The following is a 26,079-nucleotide window of genomic DNA, read 5'->3' as shown; positions in this document are numbered from 1 at the left end:
CGAAGAGGCCGGCACATTCGACATCGATGTCGCCTGACACTCCGCCTTCGCGAGCAAGCCCGCTCCCACAGGGTTCAGTGGTGCATCCAGCAAAGCGTCAGGCCCATTCTTTACGCAACTGACGCGCAGCGTTGACCATGTGCACCAGCGCCGCTTCGGTTTCCGGCCAGCCGCGGGTTTTCAGGCCGCAGTCCGGGTTGACCCACAGGCGTTCGGCGGGAATGCGCCTGGCGGCCTTGCGCAGCAGGTTGGCCATTTCCGAGGCGTCCGGCACCCGTGGCGAGTGGATGTCGTACACGCCGGGACCGATGTCGTTCGGGTAGGCGAAGGCTTCGAACGCGTCCAGCAACTCCATGTCCGAGCGCGAGGTTTCGATGGTGATCACGTCGGCATCCATGGCGGCGATGGACTCGATCACATCGTTGAACTCGCTGTAGCACATGTGGGTGTGGATCTGGGTTTCGTCCCGCACACCCGAGGCGCACAGGCGGAACGCTTCGGTCGCCCAGTCCAGGTAGTGCTGCCACTGCGCCTGGCGCAACGGCAAGCCTTCGCGGAACGCCGCTTCGTCGATCTGCACGATCCTGATCCCGGCGGCTTCCAGGTCCACGACCTCATCGCGAATGGCCAGGGCCAGTTGACGGGCCTGCACTTCGCGGCTGACGTCTTCACGGGGGAACGACCACATCAGCATGGTCACAGGACCGGTCAGCATGCCCTTCATCACTTTGTCGGTGAGGCCTTGGGCGTAGCGGATCCACTCCACGGTCATGGCTTTCGGGCGGCTCAGGTCGCCGAAGATCACCGCCGGTTTCACGCAGCGCGAACCGTAGCTCTGCACCCAGCCAAAACGCGTGAACGCATAGCCGTCGAGTTGCTCGGCGAAGTATTCGACCATGTCGTTGCGCTCGGCTTCACCGTGCACCAGCACGTCCAGGCCCAGGCATTCCTGCACTTGCACGGCGTGGCGAATCTCGCTGTGCATCGCTTCGGTGTATTCGGCCTCGGTCAGCTTGCCTTGCTTGAACGACTGGCGCGCCAGACGGATCGACGCGGTTTGCGGGAACGATCCAATGGTGGTGGTCGGGAACAGTGGCAGGTTCAGGCGGGCGCGTTGCCTGGCGATACGCTGGGCAAACGGCGATTGACGCTGGCTGTCCCTGGCGGTGATCGCAGCCACACGCGCCTGGACAGCCGGCTTGTGGATGCGTGGCGATGCAGCACGGGCAGCCTGAACGGCGCGACTTTGGCTCAGCGCTTGGAGCACGTTCGGCGCTTCGGGCTCGTTGACCGCCTGAGCCAGCAGCGCGACTTCTTCACACTTCTGCACGGCAAACGCCAGCCAGCTTTTCAGCTCGGCATCGAGCTGGTCTTCGCGGCCCAGATCAACCGGGCTGTGCAGCAGCGAGCAGGACGGCGCGACCCACAGGCGATCACCCAGGCGTTCGTGAGCGTGCTGCAGGGTGGCCAGGGCGTTTTCCAGGTCGCAGCGCCAGACGTTACGGCCGTTGACCACACCCAGCGACAGCACTTTATAGGCCGGCAGGCGGTCGAGAATGGTCGGGTACTGTTCAGGCGCACGCACCAGATCGATGTGCAGACCGTCGACCGGCAGGTTGGCGGCCAGGCCCAGGTTCTCTTCCAGGCCACCGAAGTAAGTGGCGACCAGCTTCTTCAGCGGATCGCGCTGGATCAGGTTGTAGGCGCGTTCGAAGGCGTTTTTCCAGTCCTGAGGCAGATCGAGCACCAGGATCGGCTCGTCGATTTGCACCCACTCGACGCCCTGTGCCGCCAGGCGCTGGAAGATCTGGCCGTACAGCGGCAGCAGGCGTTCGAGCAGTTCGAGCTTGTCGAACCCGGCGCCCTTGGCCTTGCCCAGCCACAAGTAGGTCAGCGGGCCGATGATGACGGGCTTGACGTTATGCCCCAGTGCCCGGGCTTCTTCGACTTCTTCGAACAGTTGATCCCAGCCAAGCTGGAATTGCTGGTCGGCGCTGAATTCCGGGACCAGGTAGTGATAATTGGTGTCGAACCACTTGGTCATTTCCTGGGCGTGGGCGCCGCCGCAGCAGCTGTCGCTCACACCGCGCGCCATGCCGAACAGGGTCTGCAGGCTGGCCTTGCCATCGTGCGGGCGGAAACGCTCCGGGATCACACCGAACATCAACGAGTGGGTCAGGACCTGGTCGTACCAGGCGAAGTCGCCGACTGGCAGCAGTTCGATGCCGGCCTTTTTCTGCAAGTCCCAGTGAGTCTTGCGCAGGTCACGGCCAACGGCGCGCAGACCGGCTTCGTCGAGCTCGCCCTTCCAGAACGCTTCTTGGGCCTTTTTCAGTTCACGGTCGCGGCCGATGCGCGGAAATCCAAGGGAATGGGCCAATGCCATGACAATAAAACTCCATGTGGTAGATGGCGTCATTGTCGGTAGTTGAGCCCTAGTGAGACAAACTCATTTAAATCGTGATGATCACGAGTTTACTTCATGAAGATAGACGCAGGCGCCTTAGCGTCGAATGCGCCGCAGCGATGCACTACTCCTGATAGTAATAAAGCTTGTTGATGATCACCCAGCGCCCGTCCACCTTCAGCAACGACAGGTAATCGGTAAACCGTATCCCGGCGAAATCATCGATGACCTTGACCGCCGCGGCATCGCCGGTGACATCGAGATTGATCACCTGCCAAAACGGCTGCGTACCGGCAGGCGCCGGGATTTCGGCCTTGATGGCGATGACAAACTCATCCAGGGAAGCCCATTCAAGCACCTTCTGGAAGTGACCGATGATGCGACAGTCTGGATGAAAAGCCTTGCGCAACAGCGCTTCATTGGCGAAGACCATGCCCTCCACATAATGACGCACCACCAGGTGGATCTGTTCGGTATCTATCGATTGAGTGCTCATGATTGAACCTCTGGTTGTCTTGACAGACAGTCTCCCCAAGGCTGATCAAGCAGAAAGTCTAGGCAGCCCTCGTGCAGTTGCGCGGTTTTACGACCGGAGGCGCTGAGCCCACAGCGCAAAAAACAGTGGCGAGGGAGCTTGCTCCCGCTGGGTCGCGCAGCGGCCCCATTAAAGGGACTGCTGCGCAGTCCAGCGGGAGCAAGCTCCCTCGCCACAAGTCATGTATTTCTGCAGGATTAACACCAGGTCACACCGATCAGATCTCCCAGATCAGGTTGACCGCCGCATAACGCCCAGGCTGAGTCATACGATCAAGACCCGCTGCGTTTTCGTCGCGGCCCTGCACGTCGCCCCAGTTCCAGTACTTCTTGTCGGTGACGTTGAACAAGCCGCCGTTGATCGACACTTCCTGCGTCACCTGCCACCAGGCCGTCAGGTCGAGGGTGCCGTAGCCCGGGGTTTCGAACTGGCGGTTGATCAGCAAGTCGGCATCGCCGCTGTGGTCGACGCGGTCCTTGGACTGAACCAGGGTCCACATGACCTGGCCCCCATACACACCGCTCGGTGCATCGTAGGCCAGGCCCATGACCGCCTTGAGCGGGTCGACGCTGTTGAGCGCCTCGCCGGTTTCCTCATTCTTGCCGCGTGCATAGGCAATCGAACCCAGGGCACGGGTACCTGCCGGCATGAAGGCGTCCAGCTTGATGTCACCCTTGGCTTCGGCACCACGGATAGTGACCTTGCTCACGTTTTGCGACTGGAAGGTCAGCGGGATGTCGCTGGTCGGATCGGTGAAGCTGACCGTTTCGATGAAGTCCTTGTACTTGTTGTAGAACAGCGCGATGCCGAAGCTGCCCAGGTCGTAGCGACCGCGCAGGCCGGTCTCGAAGCTGTTGCTGGTTTCGGGCTTGAGGTTCGGGTTGCCGATTTGCCTGTAGCCAAATTGCGGGTTGCTGAACTCACCGTACATGTTGACCGGGCTCGGCGCGCGGAAGCCGGCAGCGTACTGGCCGTAGACGCTTTCGTGTTCGGTCAGCTGATAGGTCACACCGAACTTCGGCGAAATATGATCGTCGGAGAGGCGCGAGGGATCGGTGTCCAAGGGCAAACCGTTGAGGTATTCCTGCGTGACGTGCGGTGTCTGACGGTAGTAGTCGTAGCGCAGGCCTGGCAACAGGGTCCAGCGGCCGACCTCGATACTGTCCTGGACGAACAGGCCCAGGGATTCGCTGGTCGGATCCGGGAAGTCGCTGACCGGGAAGTTCTCCGTGGCCGGCACAATGGCGCCGGTGTCCAGGCGCACTTCTTGACCCGTACGCTTGTTGCTCGACTCGATGCGTTTGACTTCGGCACCGTAGATCAGGTGATGCCGGGTGTCGGCAATCGCGAATGCCTTGTCGAGCTGGGTGTTCAGGCTCCACAGGCGCTCGTCGTAAGTCGACTGGCGGGTGCGCACGCGGTTGACCCGCGAGGTGGTCTGGCGCTGCTGATAAGTGTCCTGGTCGTTGCTGCTTTCCTGATAGTTCAACTGCCATTGCAGCTTGTCGGCCATTGCGCTGTCCAGGCTCAGGGTATGGGCCAGGCTGTAGCGGGTGCGGTCGATGCTGTCATCGGCCGTGGAGCCGAGAATCGCCGGGCTGGTGAGGGTGGCGCGGGTGACGATATCGCTCAGCAGGTTGCTGTTGGCGTCGTCCTGGTAGCGCTCGTAAGTGAACTGCAGGCGGTCGCCCTCGCCGTAGTCCCAGCCCAGTTTGGCCAGCACGTTTTCGGTGGTGTAGTTCAGCGGGTTGGCTTCGGTACGCGATGCGCCTGCGCCACCGACGTTGCCTGCGGTGTCGGTGGACTGACCGTCGCGGCGACCCAGGTGCAGCAGGCCGTCGACGGTACCGGTACGCCCGGCGAACGTGGCGCTGCGCTGCCAGCTGTCATCGCTGCCGTCGTAGCCGGTCTTGAAGCGCGCGTAGGTGTCGTCGCCGTCTTCGAGGTACTCGCCGGCATCCTTGGTCAGGTAGCTGACCGCACCGCCGATGGCGTCGCTGCCGTACAACGAGGACGCCGGGCCGCGGATGATTTCCACCTGTTTGATGGTGTCGAGGTCGACATAGTTGCTGCGCACGTCCTGGAACGGGCTGAAAGCGTTGCTTTGCGGGACGCGCACGCCGTCGACCTGGGTCAGTACCCGATTGCCGTCGATACCGCGGATGTTCGCCCCGGACAGGCCGAAACGGCTGCCGGTGCCGCTGACCGAAACACCCGGCTCGTAACGCACCACATCCTTGAGGTCCTTGTCGTTCTGCTGATCGATTTCACGCTCGCTGTGCACCGACACGGTACTCGGCACTTGCAGCAGGGTCTGCTCGGTGCGAGTGGCGGTCACGCTGACGGTATCGAACTGGGTAACGGGTTCGGCGGCAAAGGCCAGCGAAGGCGAGAGCAACAGCAAGCAGAGCCAGGGACGCATGGCGAATGGCGGACGGATCGACATCTAACTTTTACTCCTGGGATCTGACAGTGGTCACTTGCATGCAGGGTGTTGAAGGGGGTCTGCATGGGCGACGGACACTGTCCGGCGTGTGTTTTGTTTTGTATGAACCAAGCGTTTGGCCCCTTTCTGTCGAAGGGATGTATACAAAAACGCTTGTCGGCAGCGGCGGCGAAGATAACCAGCTTGACTTGTAAATGCAAATTATTACCATATGCATTCAGCTTAAAACTGGAACAAGCGTGCATGAAGCACTTCTGGGGTTGTCTGGGGTTATCGATTGCGCTGCATCTGAGCGCCGGATGGCTCGTCCGCGAGATTCAGGCTGCGCCTGAACCGCTGGCCTTTCAGCCGCCGATGGCGATTCAATTGGTGACGCTGGCACCGATTGCCGTGCCCGCCCCTGCCCCGCCGCAGACCAAGCGCGCGCCTGCCCCGATGCCGGCACCTGCACCTGCTAAGCAACCTGAAACGACGAAAGCCGAGACCGCACCGACACCGGTCAAGCCGCTGCCGGTCAGCACCCAGCCGTCCATGGTCAAGGCGCCAGGCAAGCCGCAACCGGTTGCCAAACCTCGTGGCGAAACCAAACCGGAACCCCGTCGTGCCGAACCCGTGGAGCTTGCGGCCACCATGGCGCAGACCCCGACTCGACCGACACCGGCAGCGACGCCCGCCGCCGCGCCCGCACAGAACGCCTACCCGACCCTCCCCGTCGCTGCCGCTCCGGCGCCCATACTCACCCCGGTGGTCAGCCTGCGCCCGTCCTTCGTCACCCCTCCCCCGGCGCCTCGCTACCCCAACACAGCCCGCCGTCGCAACCAGCAGGGTGTGGTGCGGATCGAGGTGCGCCTCGATGAGCGCGGCCAGCAACTCAAGCTGACGCTGGTGCGTTCCTCGGGGGTGGAGAGCCTTGACCAGGCCGCTCTCGAAGCAGTGACCACCTGGCGTTTCCGCCCCGAAATTGTCGACGGCCGGGCTGTGCCCAGCCGTGTAGAGATACCAATAGAATTCGCCCTCACGGCGAACCGTTGATCCTGAAGGAGCATCACATGACCGCCAATACTTGCGCCCTGCCAGTCGCCCCGGCCCTGTACCAGACCTGGCAACAACTGCGCGCCGAACAACCCGGCCTGCGCGCCCGCGATGCCGCGGCCAAACTGGGTGTCAGCGAAGCTGAGCTGACCGCCAGCCGCCTGGGCACCGATACCGTGCGCCTGCGCCCGGAATGGAAGGAACTGCTGCCGGCACTGGGTGAACTGGGCACCATCATGGCCCTGACCCGCAACGAGCATTGCGTGCACGAACGCAAAGGCGTGTACAGCGAAGTGACCGTGATGGGCAGCGGCCAGATGGGCATGGTGCTGTCGCCGGACATCGACCTGCGCCTGTTCCTCAGCGGCTGGGCCAGCGTCTTCGCCGTCGATGAAAGCACCCCGCGCGGTCCGCAGCGCAGCGTCCAGGTGTTCGACCGCCAGGGCCTGGCCGTGCACAAGGTCTACCTGACCGCCACCAGCTTCGATGCTGCCTGGGCACCGCTGGTCGAGCGTTTCCGTGCCGAACAACAGACGGCCGAACTGGACCTGCAACCGCTGCCGCAAGCCAAGGCACCACGCGTCGACAGCGAAGTCGATGTAGATACCCTGCGCAGCGAATGGTCGCAGCTCAAGGACACCCACGACTTCTTCATGCTGCTCAAGCGCAACGACGTGGCGCGCACCCAGGCCCTGCGCCTGGCCGGTCACGAGTGGGCCGAACCCTTGGCCACCGTCGAGCTGACCCGGGTCATCGAAGAAGCCGGCAAGCGCGAAGTGCCGATCATGGTGTTCGTCGGCAACAAGCACTGCATCCAGATTCACTCAGGGCCGGTCAGCAACCTGCGCTGGATGGACACCTGGTTCAACGTGCTCGACCCGATGTTCAACCTGCACCTGAAGACGACCGGCGTGACCGAGTTGTGGCGTGTGCGCAAGCCGAGTGTCGATGGCATCATCACCAGCTACGAAGGTTTCGATGCCGAAGGCGAACTGGTGATCCAGTTGTTCGGTGTGCGCAAGCCGGGCATTCCTGAGCGTGACGACTGGCGTGCCCTGGCTGAAACCGCCACCCCTCTGATCGGCTAAGGAAGAGTCCCGATGCGTATCAAAACACTGCTGGCCTGTGCCGGCGTGCTCGTCAGCCAAATGGCCGTCGCCGACGCCCTGCCCCAGCGCTGGGTCAGCGCCGGCGGCGCATTCAGCGAATGGGTGGTCGCCCTGGGTGGCGAAAGCAAGCTGGTGGGTGTCGACAGCACCAGCCAGTACCCACAATCGCTGCATCGCCTGCCGGGCGTCGGCTACCAGCGTGCGCTGGCGGCCGAAGGCATCCTGGCCCTGAAGCCGGACATTCTGGTGGGCAGCAACGAAATGGGCCCGCCACCGGTGCTGGAGCAACTCAAGGCCGCCGGCGTGCGCATTGAATTGCTGTCGGTCAAGGCCGACGTGCCGGCCCTGCAACACAACCTCACCGAACTCGGCCAGCTGCTGGGCAAGGAAACCGAGGCCCAGGCGCTGATGGCGGGCTACCTCGAGCGTCTGCACACCCAGGCCGATCGGGTCAGGCTGGCGCAGCAACAGCAACCGGCTCCCCGGGTGCTGATGCTGCTCAGCCACTCCGGCGGCAACCTGCAAGTGGCGGGCAAGGACACCCTGGCGGCCTGGATGATCCAGCAGGCCGGCGGCAAAAGCCTGGGTGAGCACAACGGCTACAAACCGGTCTCCAGCGAAGCCATGCTGAGCCTGGACCCGCAGGTGATCATCTTCGCCGGTGGAAAACTGCAAGGCGATGCGGCCCGTAAAGCCCTGCTGGAACAGAACCCGATCCTGGCGCAAACCCAGGCCGGACGTGACGGCCGGGTGCTGGTGATCGACCCGACGCTGCTGGTCGGTGGCCTTGGCCCGCGAGTGCCGGACGCCTTGACGCGTCTGTCCACGGCGTTCTATCCGGATGTCAAGGCGCAGACTGCCGGGACCCACCCATGACGGCCATTTTCCGGCCGCGTCCGACCTTGATCTGTTTGCTGCTGTTGCTGGTGCTGGTGTTCTGGCTGTCCCTGGCCCTCGGGCCGGTGAGCCTGCCGCTGGGCGATACCTTGCTGGCCGGGATGCGCCTGCTGGGGTTGTCGCTTGACGGGGGTGACACGCAGCAGGCGGAGCTGATCCTCGGTCAGATCCGCCTGCCGCGCAGCCTGCTCGGCATCGCCGTGGGCTCGGTACTGGCGTTGTCCGGCGTGGCGATGCAGGGGTTGTTCCGCAACCCCTTGGCGGACCCGGGCCTGGTCGGCGTCTCCGGCGGTGCCGCGCTGGGTGCCGCCCTCGCCATCGTCGGCGGCAGCCTGCTGGGTGGCGTGCCGCCAGCGGTAGAGCCTTACCTGCTGTCGGTCAGCGCCTTCGCCGGTGGCTTGATCGTCACGGCGGTGGTGTATCGCTTCGGCCGCCGCAACGGGCAAACCGACGTTGCCACCCTGCTGTTGGCGGGTGTGGCGATGACGGCCATGGCCGGTGCCGGCGTGGGTCTGTTCACCTACCTGGCCGATGACGCGACCCTGCGCACCCTGACGTTCTGGAACCTGGGCAGCCTCAACGGCGCCAGCTATCCGCGCCTGTGGCCGTTGCTGATCGTCACCCTGGGCGTGGCGCTGTGGTTGCCACGTCGCGCGGCGGCACTCAATGCCATGCTGCTGGGCGAGTCGGAGGCCCGTCACCTGGGCTTCGACATCGAGCGCATCAAGCTTGAGCTGGTGTTGTGCACGGCGCTCGGCGTCGGCGCGGCCGTCGCGGCGGCCGGCCTGATCGGTTTCATCGGCCTGGTGGTGCCGCACCTGATGCGCCTGCTGGTCGGCCCGGATCACCGGGTGTTGCTGCCCGCGTCGTTACTGGCCGGTGCGAGCCTGCTGTTGCTGGCCGACCTGGCCGCGCGCCTGCTGTTGGCGCCGGCCGAATTGCCGATCGGCATCGTGACCGCACTGATCGGCGCGCCGTTCTTTCTCTATCTGCTGGTACGAGGGCGTTCCTGATGCTGCGGGCAAACAACTTGCTGGTACGTCGTGGCAACCGCACGGTACTGGCGAACATCGATATCCAATTGCGCCCCGGTGAAGTGCTCGGCGTGCTGGGACCGAACGGCGCCGGCAAAAGCACCCTGCTCGCCGCCTTGTGCGGCGAACTGCCAACCCGCGAAGGCAGGGTCAGCCTCGACGAGCGTCCACTCGCCGACTGGCCGGGCCAGGAACGGGCCAGGCGCCTGGCCGTACTGCCGCAGAGTTCGAGCCTGAACTTTGCGTTTTCGGTCAATGAAGTCGTGGGCATGGGCCGCTTGCCTCACGCCAGCGGCCGCGTGCGCGATGCCGAAATCGTCGCCCAGGCGCTGTCAGCGGCCGATGCGCTTCATCTTGCCGGGCGCAGTTATCTGGCGCTGTCCGGCGGTGAGCGCCAGCGCGTGCATCTGGCGCGGGTGCTCGCTCAACTCTGGCCGGGGGCCGAAGGGCAAACCCTGCTGCTCGATGAACCGACGTCGATGCTCGATCCGCTGCACCAACACACCATTTTGCAAGCCGTGCGCGACTTCGCCGAGCGCGGTGCAGCGGTGCTGGTGATTCTGCACGACCTCAATCTGGCTGCACGCTACTGCGATCAACTGCTGTTGTTGCAACAGGGCCTGCCCCACGCCTACGGTCCACCGGCACAGGTGCTGACCGCCGAGGCGCTGGCGGCGGTGTATGGCCTGGAGGTGCTGATTCACCAACACCCGGAACGCGGCCACCCGTTGATCATCGCGCGCTGATACCGTCCCCCTCCTTCGTTGATCGAGGGGGCTTCTGTCTATTCAAGGAAAACCGATGCGCTTTCTGTTGCTGTGTGCATTCAGCCTGTTGGCTGCCTGCCAAACCCACTCTGTAACGCCACCCCCGGCGCCGATTGCCCCGCAAGGGCGCGATCACGCCGATCTCGGCGTCATCCGCGAACTGGCCAGCGGTCGCACGCTGACCCCGCAGGAACTGGTCGAACGCCTGGCCGTTGCGCCGCGGGTTCTGGTCGGCGAACAGCACGACAACCCGGACCACCACGCCCTGCAATTGTGGTTGCTGCGCGAGCTGGCGGCACAGCGTGCCCAGGGCAGTCTGCTGATGGAGATGCTCAACCCCGATCAACAGGCCAAAGTCGATGCCGCGCAAGCCGCGACCCGCGCCGGCCAGCCACCGGCCGATGCGTTCAAGGCGCTGGCCTGGCAGGCCAATTGGGACTGGAGTGTCTACGGTGCCCTCATCACCTACGCGCTGCGCCAACCCTATCCGCTGCTGGCGGCGAATCTGGACCGCGCGCAGATCATGCAGATCTACCGACAGCGCCCTGAGTTGAATGGCGCAGCGTCCACCACCCGACAGGTTCAGGCGACCTTGCTGGACGACATCCGCCAATCCCATTGCGGTCTGCTGCCCGAATCACAAATGCCGGCCATGCTCGCCGTGCAGCAACAACGCGACCGGCGCATGGCCGAGCGCCTGATGGCCGCGCCGACGCCGGCGTTGCTGCTGGCCGGGGCCTTTCACGTGCGCAAGGATCTGGGGGTGCCGCTGCACTTGAAAGACCTCGGTGCCGGTGAAGGCAACGCCGTGCTGATCCTCGCAGAGGCGGGCAAGACCGTGACCGCCGAGAGCGCGGATTACGTGTGGTACACGGCCGCACAGCCGGAACAGGATCATTGCGCGAAGTTGCGTCGTTAATTGTGGTGAGTGGGCTTGCCTGTGGCGAGGGAGCTTGCTCCCGCTGGACTGCGCAGCAGGCCCTCTTTTTTGGGGTCGCTACGCAACCCAGCGGGAGCAAGCTCCCTCGCCACAAGAGCACTATTGCCCTCAGCCGAACATGTTGCGGCGCGACACTATGTCACGCCTCTGCGCCGGTCCAATGGTCGTATCCACCCCGCCGCCACCGGCACAGTTTGTTAAGATCCCCCCGATTTTTTCGTCTGTACAGTCACTACGCTGTCAGTTTCAGCCTGTTCAACAGGATGCTTTTTTCCATGAGTACTGTGTATACCCGCCGAACTGTCCTGCAAGGCATGGGCCTGTTGAGCCTGGGCCTGCTCGCCGGTTGCGACGACAGCAGCAAGCTGTCGTTCAAGTACGGCAAAGACCTCAGCGACAAGATCATGGGGCGTAACTTCAAGCTCACGAACGCCGAGGGCGAAACCAGGATGCTGGGCAGCTATCGCGGCCTGATGCCGATGGTGTTCTTCGGTTTCACCCAGTGCCCGGCCGTGTGCCCCACCACGCTGGCCCGTGCCGCCCAGGCCAAAAAGCTGATGGGCCGCGATGGCGAAAGGCTGCAGGTGATCTTCATCACCCTGGACCCGGAGCGCGACACGCCAGAGCTGCTCGACAAATACGTCAAGGCCTTCGACCCGAGTTTCGAAGCGCTGTACGGCACCCTGGAACAAACCGCCGCCACCGCCAAGGAATTCGGCGTGTTCTTTGAAAAAGTCCCGAGCGGCGATACCTATACCCTCTCCCATACCGCGACCAGTTATGTCTTCGACTCCCGGGGCAATCTGCGCCTGGGGCTGTCCGCGTCCCTGACGGCCAAAGAGTGCGCAGAGGACCTGCTCACCGTGATGGAGGTTTGCTGATATGAATGCCCCGCAGGCTAAGAACCGTTTCGCGCAACGTTGCAAGCAACTGGCACTGGGCTTGTCCCTGGTCGGCCTGGCCTTTCAGGTGTCGGCACAAACCCGGGTCGACGACGCCTGGGTCCGCGCCACCGTAGCCGGCCAGCCATCGAGCGGCGCCTTCATGACCGTTACCGCGAGCAGCGACAGCAAACTGTTGAGCGTGCAAACGCCGGTGGCAGGTCTGGTCCAGATTCATGCAATGAGCATGAAAGACGACGTGATGAAAATGCAGCAGGTGGACGCCGTGGCACTGCCGGCCGGTAAAGCGGTGAGCCTGGATCCCAATGGCTACCACATCATGCTCATGAACCTGACGGGCCAGATCAAGGAAGGCGACAAGGTGCCGCTGACCCTCACCGTCGAAGACGCCAAGGGCGAGAAAGAGTCGATCCAGGTTGAAGCCGTTGCCAAGGCGATTGGCACCATGGATCACGGCAACATGGCGCATGATCACAGCAAGATGAATTGATTTTCCCGTAGCCTTGCAACACCAAAAAAGATCGCAGCCTGCGGCAACTCCTACGAAATCGGTGTAGGAGCTGCCGCAGGCTGCGATCTTTTTTTTAGATCAAAACGTCAACTCAAACGAGCTTGAGCACGACGTTGATGTTGTTGCGCGTGGCTTTCGAGTACGGGCAGTACTGGTGCCCGGTGTCGACGATTTTTTGTGCGGTCTCACGGTCCAGCCCCGGCAGGCTGACATTGAGCCGAGCCTGGAGCAGGTAGCCGCCTTCATTCGTGCCCAGGTCGACTTCCGCATCGACAGCCACATCCTTGGGCAACGCCACTTTCATTTCCCTGGCTGCCACTTGCATGGCGCCGATAAAGCAGGCTGACCACCCGGCAGCGAACAATTGCTCGGGGTTGGTACCGCCACCGCCCGCACCTGGCGACGAAAGCTTCACATCGAGGATCCCGTCGGAACTGCGGGAGGCGCCGTCACGCCCGCCGGTGGTGTGGGTCTTGGCGGTGTACAACACTTTATCGATCTGGTTCATGCTGACCTCCTGATTGAGTTGTAGAAAACCGGTTTTAACGCCCCATCCGGTCGCCGGGATGGTCAATCAATATAGACGTCACCGGCCCGCGCTGCAGTCGATCCGACCGGCGCCCGCTTCTTCCTTATTTACGCGCCAACTTGTACCTGACGCAGTCCTCATAAAAGCTTTGCCGCACGGCCGTCGGTTTCAATCGCGACGAACTGTCATAAGTTTGCTCTGTAATACCGAGTGCCATCATGCGCATCCATGTTTTGGAGAACTTGTAGGCCTGGATTTTCTGCCGCGCGGCGTACAGAGAAACACCTGAAAGCTTGAGTTCCTGTGCCCTTGCAGCAGTGCCCGCGCCCCAACTGCACATGTATTGATCCTGGGTGGCCAGTTCTTTGGCTTGCGTCGAATTGCTGATACCCGCAACAACTAGCGGAATTAACGCGATCCATATCTTGCGCATCTTGACCTATCTAACTAGTTGAAAATGAACTAATTTTGCGGGGGATTTCTAAACTTGGGGGCCAGCATCGTGCCTTTTTTGCAAATGAGTGCAAAAAACGAGATGGCCAAGGCCATTTCTTGCGAGTTTTCAATCCTTTGCTATAGCTAAGACTCTCAATCGCCAACTAAGTGAGGCAACGGAATGTCAGTCGCAAAAAAAATGAGTGTGGGGCAACTGACAATGTTGACCGCCGTCAACATGTTGGGCTCAGGCATTGTGTTATTACCGACGAAACTAGCGGAAGTCGGTGCAATTTCGATTCTTTCCTGGCTGGTGACGGCCACCGGCTCCCTGGCTCTGGCCTACGCCTTTGCGCGATGCGGGATGCTCAGCCGCAAGACCGGCGGCATGGGCGGCTATGCCGAATACACGTTCGGTAAAGCCGGTAACTACATCACCAACTACACCTACGGCCTCTCACTGTTGATTGCCAACGTGGCGATCAGTATTACCGCGGTTGGCTATATACAGACGCTGTTCGGAATAAAACTGGATTCACTGCAAGTCGGTCTCGCGACCATTGCCTTGCTGTGGATCACGACCTTCGCCAACTTTGGCGGCGCGCGCATTACCGGCCGGATCGGCTCGATCACCGTCTGGGGGGTGATTGCACCAGTGGTGCTGGTGTCCACGGTGGGCTGGTTCTATTTCGACAGCAGCGTCTACGCCGCTGGCTGGAACCCTCATGACAAGGGCTGGTTCGAAGCGGCGGGCGCCTCGGTGGCGATCACCCTGTGGGCCTTCCTGGGCCTGGAATCGGCTTGCGCCAACACCGACGCGGTGGAAAACCCTGAGCGCAACGTACCGATTGCCGTGCTGGGCGGCACCCTGGGTGCGGCGGTGATCTACATCGTCTCCACCAACGTCATCTTCGGTATCGTCGGCAACGAAGAACTGGTCGCGTCCACCGCGCCGTTCGGCCTGGTGTTCGCGAAGATGTTCACCCCGATGATCGGTGACATCGTGATGGCGGCCATGGTGCTTGCCTGCATCGGCTCTTTGCTGGGTTGGCAGTTCACCATCGCTCAGGTGTACAAAAGCTCGGCAGACACCGGTTACTTCCTGTCGATCTTCGCCAAGGCCAACAAGGCAGGTACCCCGATTGTCGGCATGCTGGTGCTGCTCGCCGCACAGACCGCACTGGCCCTGCTCACCATCAGTCCCGACCTGAGCAAGCAGTTCGACACCCTGGTCAACCTCGCCGTAGTGACCAACCTGGTGCCGTACATCCTGTCCATGGCCGCACTGATGACCATGCAGAAAGTCTCCAACGTGCCGGAAGGCAAGGCGCTGGCCACCAACGTCATTGCGCTGATCGCGGCGGCCTACAGCTACCTGGCGCTGTACAGTTCCGGTGAGCAGGCCCTGATGCTCGGTGGCGTCGCCACGATCTTCGGCTACACCCTGTTCGGCTTCGTCAACAACCGCCTGATTCGCCTCGAAGCACTCAACAACAGCGTACCGACGCAAACCGTCAGCGCGCAGCACCTCACTGCCGAACCCGTGCCGGTGAACAATCTGAATAAAGCCACTCTGGAGATTCAAGCATGACGGACTATAAACACTCGCTGGGCATGCTGGCGCTACTGGTCAGCAGCCCACCGGACAAACGAACGGTGTTTGGCCGCGCCCTGGATCATCTGGTCCACGATGTAGAGGGACGTGGCGTCAGTGTCCTGGCTTCGGAAAGCCTCTCGGACGCCGCATCGATCCTGCGCTCGGACCCTGCCGTTCAGTGCGTGCTCATCCGCTGGGAAATGGACAGCAGCGAAGGCCACGCCGACTGCATCAAGCTGCTGGTCAAACTGCGCGAGCGCAACACCCGGGTGCCGGTGTTCCTGATCAGTGACCGTACCACCGCGTCGAGCATTCCGTTGCTGGTCATGCAACACGCCGACGACTTCATCTGGCTGCCTGAAGACACCACCGGTTTCCTCAGCGGGCGCATCCTGGCCGCCATCGAACGCTATCGTCAGGCGGCCCTGCCGCCGATGTTCGGCGCGCTGGTGAAGTTTGCCCGCACCTATGAATATTCCTGGCACACCCCGGGCCATGCCGGCGGCACCGCGTTTCTCAAGAGCACTGCCGGGCGCGCCTTCTACGAGTTCTTCGGTGAAAACCTGCTGCGTTCCGACCTGTCGATCTCGGTCGGCGAACTGGGCTCCCTGCTCGATCACAGCGGCCCCATCGGCCAGGGCGAACGTTATGCCGCCAAGGTCTTCGGCGCACACCGCACGTACTACGTGACCAACGGTTCGTCGATGTCCAACCGCGTCATTCTCATGGCCAGCGTCACGCGCAACCAGATCGCCCTGTGCGACCGCAATTGCCACAAGTCCGCCGAGCATGCGATGACCCTGTCCGGGGCGATTCCGACCTACCTGGTGCCGACCCGCAACCGCTACGGCATCATCGGCCCGATCCTGCCGCAGACCCTGAGCGCCGAAGGCGTGAAAGCCGCCATCGCCAACAACCCGCTGGTCAAGAAAGGCATCGACCCGACGCCGGTGCACGCGATCGTCACCAACTCGACCTACGACGGCCTGACCTACAACGTCACCCGCGTCGAAGAGTTGCTGGGCGAAAGCGTCGACCGCCTGCACTTCGACGAAGCCTGGTACGGTTATGCGCGCTTCAACCCGCTGTACAGCGGACGCCATGCCATGCACGGCAATCCGGCCGACCACGACAAGTCCAAGCCGACCGTGTTCGCCACCCAGTCGACCCACAAGCTGCTGGCCGCCCTGTCCCAGGCCTCGATGATCCACGTGCGCGACGGCCGTAACCCGATTGAACATGCGCGCTTCAACGAGTCGTACATGATGCACGCCTCGACCTCGCCGAACTACGCGATCATGGCGTCCTGCGACGTCAGCTCGGCGATGATGGAAGCGCCGAGCGGACAGATCCTCACCAGCGAGTCGATCGAAGAAGCCATCAGCTTCCGCCAGGTTCTCTCGCGCATGCACAACGAGATGCTGAGCAAGGACGACTGGTTCTTCACCTGCTGGCAGCCGCCGACCGTACAGGTGGGCGCCGCGACCGTGCCCTTCCATGAGGTCGACCCGGCTACCCTTAAAACCGACCCGAACTGCTGGGTCCTGCACCCGAACGCGGTATGGCACGGTTTTGGTGACATCGAAGACGGCTACTGCATGCTCGACCCGATCAAGGTGTCGGTACTGGCCCCGGGCATGGGCGACGACGGCAACTTGCTCGCCTCCGGTATCCCGGCCTGTGTGATCACGGCGTACCTAGGCCGCCAGGGTATCGTGGTCGAGAAAACCACCGATTTCACCATCCTGTTCCTGTTCTCCATCGGTATCACCAAAGGCAAGTGGGGCACGCTGCTCAACGCCTTGCTCGACTTCAAGCGCGACTACGACGACAACGCCGAACTGGAGCTGTGCCTGCCCGACCTGTACAACGCCAACCAGCGACGCTATGCCGGCATGGGCCTCAAGGATCTGGCCGACGAAATCTTCGCCGCCATGAAGAAACACAAGACCACCGCCAACATGTCCCAGGCCTTCGGCACCTTGCCAAAAGCCGAGTTCAGCCCGGTGGAGGCCTACGAGAAACTGGTGCGCAACGACATCGAACTGGTGACCCTCGAGCAAGCCGCCGGACGCCTCGCCGCCACCGGTATCGTGCCGTACCCGCCAGGTATCCCGCTGCTCATGCCAGGTGAGAACGCAGGCCCTGCGGACGGTCCGCTGCTGGCGTATCTCAAGGCACTGGAAGCCTTCGACAAATCCTTCCCAGGCTTCACCCATGACACCCACGGGATCGAGGTTGAGGATGGCGTTTACCGGATGCTGGTACTGAAGTAAGTCAAGCAGGCTCACCGCAACCCCCTGTGGGAGCGGGCTTGCTCGCGAAGGCGTAGTGTCAGTCGACGCAATTGTCGAATGACAGGACGCTTTCGCGAGCAAGCCCGCTCCCACATTTTTTTAGATCGTCTTCACGCCAAAATCCCTATGGGCAAACTCAATCACCGCGCTCTATGATTGATCCCCATGACCACCACCGCTCCAATTCGCTCACCCTGCCCGCCCGGCGCCTGCGACTGCGGGCGTGACCCGCTGCTGGAAACACCGGGGGCGGACCTGCGCATTCTGTTTTTGACCCGCAACGAAGAAAAACGCCTGATCGAACGCCTGGAAAATCTGCAGAGCCTGAGCGATCTGGAGCACCTGCAACGGCGTATGCTCGAACAGTTGGGCATCCGCGTGGACATCGCCCCCGGCTTCAATGAGGTGCGCACCATGCGCGGCATCGGCATCCAGATCGGCGAACTGCCAGGGCTATGCCGCAAGACCCGCGCCAACATCCCGGCCGCCATTCGCCGAGCCATGGAAAAGCGCCCGGAGATTGCCTACGAGCTGCTCAATGCCAACGACTTGTTGCGTGACGCCTGATGAAGCCCATTCTCGAATTCCCCCTCACCGACGAGATTCTCACCTCGTTCGCCCTGGCCATCGGTGCCGACCTGCAGGGCTACCGCAACCACATTTACCGGGTGCTGAATTTTCATGCGGCCCTCAGCGGTACCGAAGGCTTGCCCCCGGATGCCGTACAGATCGCAGCGGCGTTTCATGACCTGGGTATCTGGACCGATGACACCCTTGACTACCTGCCGCCCTCCATTGCACTGGCCACTGAATATCTCGACAGCCGACAACGCCCGCAACTCAAAGATGAAGTCAGTGCGTTGATACTCGAGCACCACAAGCTACGTCGGTATCGCGGCGCTTGTGCCGACAGCGTCGAACCCTTCCGCCGGGCCGATCTGGTGGATGTGTCCCTGGGCCTGGTCCGCTTCGGCCTGTCCCGAAGCTTCATCAAAACCGTGCAGTCGACTTTTCCAGATCACGGTTTTCACTCGATGCTGATGAAGCTTTCAGCCCGCCAATTGCTCCGCTCGCCGCTGCGGCCGCTGCCCATGTTTCGCTGGTGAAACAGGCGTCTGTTACCCCCTCGAAAATGAACCGGAACAGGATCAGCGGTCGTACGCGAGTCGCGGGGCACTGCTATGCCTTCCTTGGGAGATTTCGCTGCAAGCCAGCCAGGACGGAACTGCACACCCAAGCGTGGCCACGGCCCGGCACCAGCCAGGTACGCGCAACAACAGGTGCCGATGCGCAACAGGAGGTAGCCGATGTTATTCATCGTCAGTTGGACAATCAGCCCGGACAACCGTGATGCCGCAATCGCACGTTTCCTCAAGACCGGTGGCGCGCCGCCCGCAGGCGTCACCATGCACGGACGCTGGCACGCCGTAGGGAGCTCGGCCGGTTTCGGCATTGCCGAGGCAAGTGATTTGGTGCCGATTCAAAAGTGGGTGCTGGAGTGGAACGACCTGATGAGCATGGACGTGCACGCCGCATTGACCGATGAGCAAATGGCACCGTTGCTGGTCGCCACTGCCGCCCGGTCATGACGATGGCGGCGGCGAGTATCGCTCGCCGCCCGATTCGACCCGCACATTTACCGGTACGCCATTGAAGTGCAAAGCGCCTGAAACACTCACTTTCTGACTATCCAAAACTGGATATTCCGCCATTCAAACCTACGCTCTTCGCGGGGGGGTTACGAATTTGAATGGCGTCTGGGGGCGCGTCTCTCTGTACTCACGCAAGTACGCAGGAGCTCGACATGAACCGGACAACCTTATCCTCGATGTTTGCAGTACCGCTGTTGCTGTCTGCAATGGTGATTCCCGGCCTGACCCTGGCTGCCGACAAAGCCCCCAACATCCTGGTGATCATGGGCGACGATATCGGCTGGTCGAATATCGGCGTCTACAACCAGGGCATGATGGCTGGCAGAACACCCAACCTCGACCAGCTCGCCGCTGAAGGCATGCGCTTCACCGACTATTACGCCGAGGCCAGTTGCACGGCCGGGCGCGCCAACTTCATCACCGGCGAACTGCCGATTCGCACCGGCATGACCACCGTCGGCCAGGCCGGCTCGCCCGTGGGTATTCCCGCCGAAGCCGTCACCATCGCGACCGCGCTCAAGGCCATGGGCTACGCCACCGGCCAGTTCGGCAAGAACCACTTGGGCGACTTGAACGAGTTCCTGCCCACCGTGCACGGCTTCGACGAATTCTTCGGCTACCTCTATCACCTCGACGCCATGGAAGACCCGGCGCACCCCAACTATCCGCAAGAACTGCTCGCCACCGTGGGCCCGCGCAACATGGTCCACAGCTGGGCCACCACCACCGATGACACCACTGTGATGCCGCGCTGGGGCAAGGTCGGCAAGCAGAAGATCGAAGATGCCGGCACGCTCTATCCGGAGCGGATGAAAACCGTCGACGACGAAATTCGCGACAAGGCCTTCTCGTTCATCGACAAGGCCAAGCAGGACAACAAACCGTTCTTCGTCTGGCTCAACCCGACCCGCATGCACATCGTCACGCACCTGTCCGACAAGTACGAAGCCATGCGCAATGCGCAAAATGGCTGGTCGGAACAGGAAGCCGGCATGGCGCAGCTCGATGACATCGTCGGCGAAGTCATGGCGAAGCTGAAAAAAGACGGCATGGACGACAACACCATCGTCATTTTCACCACCGACAATGGTGCGGAAAACTTCACCTGGCCGGACGGCGGCACCACCCCGTTCGCCATGGGCAAAGGTACGGTGATGGAAGGTGGCTTCCGGGTGCCGGCGATCATTCGCTGGCCGGGCAAGGTACCGGCCAACCAGGTCGCCAACGGCATCATGTCCGGCATGGACTGGTTCCCGACCCTGGTCGCAGCGGCGGGCAACCCGAACATCACGGCGGAACTGCTCAAGGGCAAACAATTGGGTGATACCACCTACAAAGTTCACCTGGACGGCTATGATCAAACACCAATGATCACCGGAAAGGGGCCGTCGAACCGGCATGAAATCTTCTACTTTGGAGAGAGCACCCTGGGTGCGATCCGCATCGATGACTTCAAGTACCGCTTCATCGATCAGCCCGGGGGCTGGCTGGGGGCCAAGGTCACGCTGGACATGCCGATCCTGACTAACCTGCGCCTCGATCCGTTCGAACGTGCCGGATGGCCGGAGAATATGGCAGCCAATGGTTCGCTGGAGTATTTCGAGTGGTTCAAATTCCAGTTCTGGCGTTATGTGTTTGTGCAGCAACAAGTGGTCAAACTGGCCGAAACAGCCGTGGAGTTTCCGCCAATGCAGAAAGGCGCGAGCTTCAATCTTGAAGCGGTCAAGGCCAAGATCGAAGCGGCCCGGGCAGCCATGGCCAAGTAAACAGCCGAAACCATGGGTGGCCGGCACAGGCCACCCACATTCGAAATGGACATTTGATGAGGTAGTTACATGCGCACAAGCACACTGGCCCTACCCGCCTGTACGCTACTCGCCCTGTGCTGCCAGCCAGCCTGGGCCGGCGGCATCATGCTTTACGAAATCGGCACCGATAACGCCGGCCTGGCCAACGCCGGTGCCGCTGCCCGCGCCCAGGGCCCCTCGACCATCGCCAGCAACCCGGCGGGCATGAGCTACCTGCCAGGCACACAAATCACCGCCGGCTTGCAGGTGCTGTACGGCGATTTGAGCTTCGACCGCGACGCCGCCACCAACACCCCGGGCAGCGGCAGTGGCAACGCCCTCGACCCCATTCCCGGCGGCAGCTTCTTCATCAGCCATGAACTGGACGAGCACTGGAGCGTCGGTTTCGGCCAGTACGGCGACTTCGGGTTGGCGGTCAACTACGACAACGACTGGTCCGGTCGTTACTTCGCGCAGAACTCCAGCCTGCTCGGCCTGTCGCTGGTACCGAGCGTGGCTTATCGCTTCAACGAGCAATGGTCGGTCGGCCTCGGCGTCAAGGCCATGTACGGCATGTTGCAGGCGCAAACAGCCATCGACCGCTCCCCCTTCGGTTTCACCGACCGCACCGACGGCCAGTACAAATACAAGGACGGCACCTGGGGCTATGGCGCCAACGTGGGCGTGATCTACGCCCCGCAAGCCGGCACACGGATTGGCCTGACCTACACCAGCCAGGTCGATCTGGACTTCGAGGACCGGCTGGACGTGAATGGCGATGGCCGACTGCTCGAACGCGTCAACAACACCAAGACCGAACTCGACATGAAGGTGCCGCAAACCGTCACCCTGAGCCTGTTCCAGCAACTGGACCGGCAATGGGCCTTGCTGGCCTCGGTCAACTGGCAGGACTGGTCGGAATTCGGTGACATCGGCGTACAGGTCGACACCACCGCGTTCGGTGCGCAATCGACAACGGTCGACGCCGGTTTCAAGGACACCTGGCACCTGTCCCTGGGTGCGCAATACCAGGCCACCGAGCAATGGCTGTGGAACGTCGGCGTGGCGTACGACAGCAGTGCCGTGTCGGACAGCAACCGCAGCGTGATCGTGCCGATGAACGAATCCTGGCGCATTGCCACAGGAGCCACCTATGCTCTGAACAAGGACACCGATATCAACGTCAGTTGGGCCATGGTCTGGCTCGGCGACATGCCGGTTGAGCAGACCAAGTCCGTATCCGGCAATCAGATTTCCGGTGAATTCGACAATGCCTGGATTCAAGCCCTGAGCGGGAACATGACCTGGCGATTTTGATGTCTTGTAAACAAAAGAACGACGATTTTATCCAAGGAGTAGACACCACTATGAATCTGTCCCGAAAACTGCTGGTCGGCGCTGCGCTGGCAAGTCTGTTGCTAGGCGGTTGCACCTCGAAAGTGACTGAGAAGGAACAGTACTCAGGCTTCCTGTCCAACTACAACAACCTGCAGGAAGTCGAAACGCCGAGCGGCGGCACCGCGATGCGCTGGGTCAGCCCTTCGTGGAACCCGAATGCGTATGACACTGTGGTGTTCAACAAGCTGGAGCTGTACCCGGCGCCCAAACCCGATGAGCGGGTCAACCAGCAGACGCTGACCGACATTCAGAACTACATGACCAACAAGGCCAAGGCCACGCTGGGTCAGCGGTACCGTGTAGTGTCGAACTCCTCAGCGGCTCCGGCGGGTTCCCGTCCCCTGATCATGCGCGCGGCGATTACCGGGGTGAACGCCGAGAACGAAGGCATGAAGTGGTATGAAGTGGTCCCCATCGCGGCCGTCGTCGGGGCAACCCAGGCAGCCACCGGTCACCGTGACCAGGACACCACCTTGTTCATCGAAGCCGAGTTCATCGACGCCAAGAGCAATCAGACCGTGGCCAAAGTGGTGCGCAAGGTGTTTGGCACTACCCTGGAAAATGAAAGCCAGAAGATTACCGCCAAGGACTTCAAGGCGGCGATCGACAAACTGGGTACCGACTTCCAGGCGTTCCTCAAGTAAGAACAGGTTGCTCGCGTAGGAGCTGCCGCAGGCTGCGATCCTTTGATCTTCAGGTTATTGAAACCCTAAGAAGATCGCAGCCTTCAGCAGCGCCTTTCGGCACAGGTCACTTCTTCATCCCCACCCGCCGCCGCATGTCGGCAGTGATCGCCTGCCGGGTCTTGCGCATGTCCGCCCAGGGCTCATCACCAACTTCAGCCAGGCGTTCAAGCGCGTTGTGCAGGTTCCACTGATTGCCGCCCTTGAGTTCGGCAACCTCTTGGCGAAAGATCGGCATCGACACCGGCAGGCCCTCACGGGTACGGACGGCGTAGGCACAGATGGTGGTCGCGCCCAGGCCATTGCGCAGGTAATCGATGAAGATCCGCCCGACCCGGTTCTTCGGTCCCGATACTGCCGAAAAACGCTCGGGCAGCAGCCTGGCCATGTGACTGACAATGGCATGGCTGAAGTCCTTGACCTCATCCCAGCCGAGCTTGCGGGTCAGCGGCACCACCACATGGATGCCCTTGCCGCCGCTGGTTTTCAGAAAGGCATTGAGCCCCAGCTCATCCAGCACCGACAGCGTCAACTCAGTGGCCTCGATCATGCGTTTCCATGGCAGCGCCGGGTCCGGGTCAAGGTCGAGGATAAAACGGTCCGGCTTGTCGAAGTTGACCGACGTGGCGTTCCAGGTGTGCAACTCCACGGTACTCATCTGCACCGCGCCAATCAGCGCCTCGGCATTGTTGATCAGCATCATCGGCTGGCCGGTGAGCTGCTTGTCCAGCGTGACGATGCCGGGGATCGCCAGGTGCTCGGCATTCTTCTGGAAAAACAGCTCGCCGGCGATACCGTCCGGTGCGCGCACCAGCGCCACCGGGCGATCCTTGAGTTCGGGCAGGATCCACTCGGCGACACTCGCGTAGTACTGCGCCAGTTGCAGTTTGGTGGTGCCGCTGCCGGGGTCGATCACCCGGTCCGGGTGAGTGATGCGCACCTGCCCCGCTTCCAGACCGATTTGCGAGGGTGCGGGGGCGGGCTTCTTTTGTGTGGTCGCGGTTTTTTTCGCAGTGGAGGTTTTCACGGTGTTCGCGCGCTCCTCGGTGATGTCGTGTGCCGGTTTGTCATTGCGCAGGCCATGGAAAACAGCATGGCGCACTGAGCCGTCCCGGGTCATTTCAGCGAAGGCCACTTGCGCCAGCAACTTGGGTTTGAGCCAGTGCACATCCCTGGCCTCGGCACCGTCGGGTGGATTGACCACCGGCGGTTTTTTCACCTGCAACGGCTTGAGCTGCTCATGGAGGCTGCGCAGCGTCGCCTCGTTGAACCCGGTGCCGACTTTGCCGGCATAGCGCAACTCGCCACTGTCGCGGTCATGCAGCCCCAGCAGCAGCGCGCCGAAGGCATGGCGCGAGCCTTTCGGCTCGGTGAATCCGACGACTACGAACTCCTGCCGATGCTGGCATTTGAGCTTGATCCAGTCGCTGCTGCGCCGGGAGACATAGGGCGACCCAAGACGCTTGCCGATCAAGCCCTCCATGCGCATCCGGCAGGCGCTGTCGAGCAAGGCGTGCGGCTCCTCGCCAAACGACTCGGAGAAGCGCAGCAGCGGCTGGTCATTGGTCTTGAGCACAGTTGCCAGCGCAGCCCGACGCTCTTCGACCGGCACTTCGCGCAAGTCCACGCCATTGAGGTACGGCAGGTCGAACAGGTAGTAGAAAATGCCGTCGCTGCGCTGCGCCTCGAAGGCGTTTTGCAGCGCCTGAAAGTCCGGCACACCCTGGTCGTCGGCCACCACCATTTCACCATCGAGCCACGCCGATTCCAGGCCAAGCGCGACCAGGGCCTGGACCTGTTCTGGCAGTTTGTGGGTCCAGTCGTGGCCATTGCGGGTGATCAGCCTGACGTCGCCATGGTCGATGCGAGCCATGATCCGGTAGCCGTCGAACTTGATTTCGTAGCTCCAGGAGCCGTCCGGGACCCTGTCCACCAGCGTCGCCAATTCCGGCTTGAGCAGGTCCGGCAACCTGGCTTTGCGGGCACCGGTCAGTGGCGATGGTTTTTCCTTGTCTGAGCGCTTGGCGGCTGGCTCGCCAGTCGTCGAAAGATCGCGCCTGTCATCGAGGTTGCGGGGCATGGCTCACCTGCTTCGCGCCAGGACGTCGGATGCAAACGTCTCTTAACAAAGCAGAGCCGGCGAGCGGCGCAATAATTCAATCGGCGTTGAAAAGCCCCGGACGGACGGGCTTGTGGCGCGGGGTGCGGCCGGTGTTTCAGCAGGTTGACCGCGTTATCGTTCTTCGCGAGCAAGCCCGCTCCCACAGGGATTTTCAGCGCACGCAGAATCTGCGTTCGGCGCGGATCAACCTGTGGGAGCGAGCCTGCTCGCGAAGCTTTAGGCAGTCCCCTTGGCCTGCTGCTCCAGACGCAATTGCAACTCTGGCTCGATCTGCAATGCCGCGGCCAGTTCATCCAGATAGTTGCGCTCGGCGTCCTGCTGGTCGTCCACCAGCATCACGCTGGCCAGGTACATCTCCGAGGCCATGCCGGGGTCGGTGGCCGACTGCGCCACTTCATTGGGGTTCAGCGGCTTGGCGACTTCATCGTCCAGCCATTGCTGCAATTGCGGATCGTCGGTGTGACGACCGATTTCAGTGCTGATCATCTGCTTTTCGGATTCATCGATCCGGCCATCGGCCTTGGCCGCGGCAATCAATGCCCGCAGGATCGCATGGCTGTGTTCCTCGGCTTCCGGGCCGGCCAGCAAGTCCACGGTGCGCGGCGCCTCCTGCGGTGCCGACGCCTGGCTGCGTTGCCAGGCCTGGTACGCCTGGAACGCCATCATGCCGAGGGACGCCAGCGCCGCATAATTAGTGCCGCCACCGGAGCGGCTTTGGGGTGCACCGCCCACCGGCGAACCGCCGCCCAGCAAACCACCGAGCAAACCGCCCAACCCTGCGCCACCGCCACCCGCACCAGCGCCACCGCCCAGCAACCCTCCGAGCAATCCACCCAGGTCGCCGAGCCCGCCCTGGGGCGACGCGCCACTGCCCCTCTGTTGCGCCATCGAGCCCTGGCCGGCGCGCAATAACTGTTCGAGCAGATCACTGGTGTTCATGACGCTTGTCCTCTTGGGAAGGGTTCTGTCCAGTCAGGCAACGATAGACCTCGCAGACGA

23 protein-coding genes are annotated in these 26,079 nt (G+C 62.1%); 16 read left to right on the top strand and 7 right to left on the bottom strand.

Annotation, left to right across the window (positions count from 1 at the left end; all coding sequences use genetic code 11):
* Positions 1 to 97: 97 nt before the first annotated feature.
* The 3 genes from metE to AC3WN7_RS23200 form a co-directional block, all read right to left on the bottom strand.
* Positions 98 to 2,386: a 5-methyltetrahydropteroyltriglutamate--homocysteine S-methyltransferase gene (gene metE / locus AC3WN7_RS23210; protein ID WP_102675484.1), complete on the bottom strand. Its 2,289-nt coding sequence runs from the start codon at positions 2,384 to 2,386 to the stop codon at positions 98 to 100.
* A 145-nt stretch (positions 2,387 to 2,531) separates the two neighbouring features.
* The gene (locus AC3WN7_RS23205) at positions 2,532 to 2,903 is read right to left on the bottom strand and encodes a nuclear transport factor 2 family protein (RefSeq protein WP_102675483.1); all 372 of its coding nucleotides are present in this window, start codon (positions 2,901 to 2,903) and stop codon (positions 2,532 to 2,534) included.
* A 256-nt stretch (positions 2,904 to 3,159) separates the two neighbouring features.
* Entirely contained in the window at positions 3,160 to 5,388 is a 2,229-nt protein-coding gene (locus AC3WN7_RS23200; RefSeq protein ID WP_102675481.1) for a TonB-dependent hemoglobin/transferrin/lactoferrin family receptor, read from the bottom strand.
* A 243-nt stretch (positions 5,389 to 5,631) separates the two neighbouring features.
* Here AC3WN7_RS23200 and AC3WN7_RS23195 point away from each other — a divergent pair, with 243 nt between their 5' ends.
* The 8 genes from AC3WN7_RS23195 to AC3WN7_RS23160 all read left to right on the top strand — a co-directional run bounded on the left by AC3WN7_RS23195 (position 5,632) and on the right by AC3WN7_RS23160 (position 12,559).
* The gene (locus AC3WN7_RS23195) at positions 5,632 to 6,420 is read left to right on the top strand and encodes an energy transducer TonB (RefSeq protein WP_158247858.1); all 789 of its coding nucleotides are present in this window, start codon (positions 5,632 to 5,634) and stop codon (positions 6,418 to 6,420) included.
* Positions 6,421 to 6,437: 17 nt separating this feature from the next.
* Positions 6,438 to 7,508: a hemin-degrading factor gene (locus AC3WN7_RS23190; RefSeq protein WP_095968181.1), complete on the top strand. Its 1,071-nt coding sequence runs from the start codon at positions 6,438 to 6,440 to the stop codon at positions 7,506 to 7,508.
* Positions 7,509 to 7,520: 12 nt separating this feature from the next.
* Entirely contained in the window at positions 7,521 to 8,405 is an 885-nt protein-coding gene (locus AC3WN7_RS23185) for a heme/hemin ABC transporter substrate-binding protein (protein ID WP_102675479.1), read from the top strand.
* Between the two features lie 50 nt (positions 8,406 to 8,455).
* Entirely contained in the window at positions 8,456 to 9,439 is a 984-nt protein-coding gene (locus tag AC3WN7_RS23180) for a FecCD family ABC transporter permease (protein ID WP_173862152.1), read from the top strand.
* Entirely contained in the window at positions 9,439 to 10,206 is a 768-nt protein-coding gene (locus AC3WN7_RS23175) for a heme ABC transporter ATP-binding protein (RefSeq protein WP_095968184.1), read from the top strand. Before AC3WN7_RS23180 ends, AC3WN7_RS23175 begins: the two co-directional genes overlap by 1 nt.
* Positions 10,207 to 10,261: 55 nt before the next feature.
* Positions 10,262 to 11,146 (top strand): ChaN family lipoprotein, encoded by an 885-nt coding sequence (locus AC3WN7_RS23170; protein WP_102675477.1) that lies wholly within the window; start codon positions 10,262 to 10,264, stop codon positions 11,144 to 11,146.
* A 296-nt stretch (positions 11,147 to 11,442) separates the two neighbouring features.
* Positions 11,443 to 12,048 carry an SCO family protein gene (locus AC3WN7_RS23165; protein WP_095968186.1) on the top strand — a complete coding sequence of 202 codons (606 nt, stop codon included), beginning with the start codon at positions 11,443 to 11,445 and terminating at the stop codon, positions 12,046 to 12,048.
* 1 nt (position 12,049) lies between these two features.
* Positions 12,050 to 12,559: a copper chaperone PCu(A)C gene (locus AC3WN7_RS23160; RefSeq protein ID WP_102675476.1), complete on the top strand. Its 510-nt coding sequence runs from the start codon at positions 12,050 to 12,052 to the stop codon at positions 12,557 to 12,559.
* Positions 12,560 to 12,671: 112 nt separating this feature from the next.
* On the opposite strand, the gene AC3WN7_RS23155 is transcribed toward AC3WN7_RS23160, so the two are convergent.
* Both AC3WN7_RS23155 and AC3WN7_RS23150 read right to left on the bottom strand, forming a co-directional pair.
* Complete coding sequence (locus tag AC3WN7_RS23155; RefSeq protein WP_102675475.1) at positions 12,672 to 13,088, bottom strand: organic hydroperoxide resistance protein; 417 nt, start codon at positions 13,086 to 13,088, stop codon at positions 12,672 to 12,674.
* Between the two features lie 124 nt (positions 13,089 to 13,212).
* Positions 13,213 to 13,542: a hypothetical protein gene (locus AC3WN7_RS23150; RefSeq protein ID WP_015094587.1), complete on the bottom strand. Its 330-nt coding sequence runs from the start codon at positions 13,540 to 13,542 to the stop codon at positions 13,213 to 13,215.
* A 183-nt stretch (positions 13,543 to 13,725) separates the two neighbouring features.
* On the opposite strand from AC3WN7_RS23150, the gene potE reads away from it, so the two are divergent.
* From potE to AC3WN7_RS23110, 8 genes are all read left to right on the top strand, one after another.
* Positions 13,726 to 15,135: a putrescine-ornithine antiporter gene (gene potE, locus AC3WN7_RS23145; protein ID WP_095968189.1), complete on the top strand. Its 1,410-nt coding sequence runs from the start codon at positions 13,726 to 13,728 to the stop codon at positions 15,133 to 15,135.
* Positions 15,132 to 17,417, top strand: coding sequence for an Orn/Lys/Arg family decarboxylase (locus tag AC3WN7_RS23140; protein ID WP_102675474.1), 2,286 nt, complete (start codon positions 15,132 to 15,134; stop codon positions 17,415 to 17,417). The genes potE and AC3WN7_RS23140 overlap by 4 nt, the downstream gene beginning before the upstream one ends.
* Before the next feature lie 186 nt (positions 17,418 to 17,603).
* A complete protein-coding gene (locus AC3WN7_RS23135; protein ID WP_015094584.1) occupies positions 17,604 to 18,005 on the top strand; it encodes a hypothetical protein in 402 nt (133 codons plus the stop codon).
* Complete coding sequence (locus tag AC3WN7_RS23130; RefSeq protein WP_095968191.1) at positions 18,005 to 18,544, top strand: HD domain-containing protein; 540 nt, start codon at positions 18,005 to 18,007, stop codon at positions 18,542 to 18,544. Before AC3WN7_RS23135 ends, AC3WN7_RS23130 begins: the two co-directional genes overlap by 1 nt.
* Before the next feature lie 201 nt (positions 18,545 to 18,745).
* Positions 18,746 to 19,027 (top strand): DUF3303 domain-containing protein, encoded by a 282-nt coding sequence (locus tag AC3WN7_RS23125; protein WP_015094582.1) that lies wholly within the window; start codon positions 18,746 to 18,748, stop codon positions 19,025 to 19,027.
* 215 nt (positions 19,028 to 19,242) lie between these two features.
* A complete protein-coding gene (locus AC3WN7_RS23120; protein WP_095968192.1) occupies positions 19,243 to 20,856 on the top strand; it encodes an arylsulfatase in 1,614 nt (537 codons plus the stop codon).
* 69 nt (positions 20,857 to 20,925) lie between these two features.
* A complete protein-coding gene (locus tag AC3WN7_RS23115) occupies positions 20,926 to 22,194 on the top strand; it encodes an OmpP1/FadL family transporter (RefSeq protein ID WP_102675473.1) in 1,269 nt (422 codons plus the stop codon).
* 50 nt (positions 22,195 to 22,244) lie between these two features.
* On the top strand, positions 22,245 to 22,919 hold the full coding sequence (locus AC3WN7_RS23110) for a DUF3313 domain-containing protein (RefSeq protein ID WP_007978067.1): 675 nt from the start codon (positions 22,245 to 22,247) through the stop codon (positions 22,917 to 22,919).
* Positions 22,920 to 23,025: 106 nt separating this feature from the next.
* Here AC3WN7_RS23110 and ligD read toward each other — a convergent pair whose 3' ends face one another.
* Together ligD and AC3WN7_RS23100 are read right to left on the bottom strand one after the other, a co-directional pair.
* Positions 23,026 to 25,038: a DNA ligase D gene (gene ligD / locus AC3WN7_RS23105; RefSeq protein ID WP_095968194.1), complete on the bottom strand. Its 2,013-nt coding sequence runs from the start codon at positions 25,036 to 25,038 to the stop codon at positions 23,026 to 23,028.
* Positions 25,039 to 25,296: 258 nt separating this feature from the next.
* Positions 25,297 to 26,019: a tellurite resistance TerB family protein gene (locus tag AC3WN7_RS23100; RefSeq protein WP_095968195.1), complete on the bottom strand. Its 723-nt coding sequence runs from the start codon at positions 26,017 to 26,019 to the stop codon at positions 25,297 to 25,299.
* Positions 26,020 to 26,079: the final 60 nt, after the last annotated feature.

Source organism: Pseudomonas sp. FW305-70, assembly GCF_058783925.1.
The sequence above is the reverse complement of the archived record's forward strand: the minus strand, read 5'-3'. Positions and strand labels throughout refer to the sequence as shown.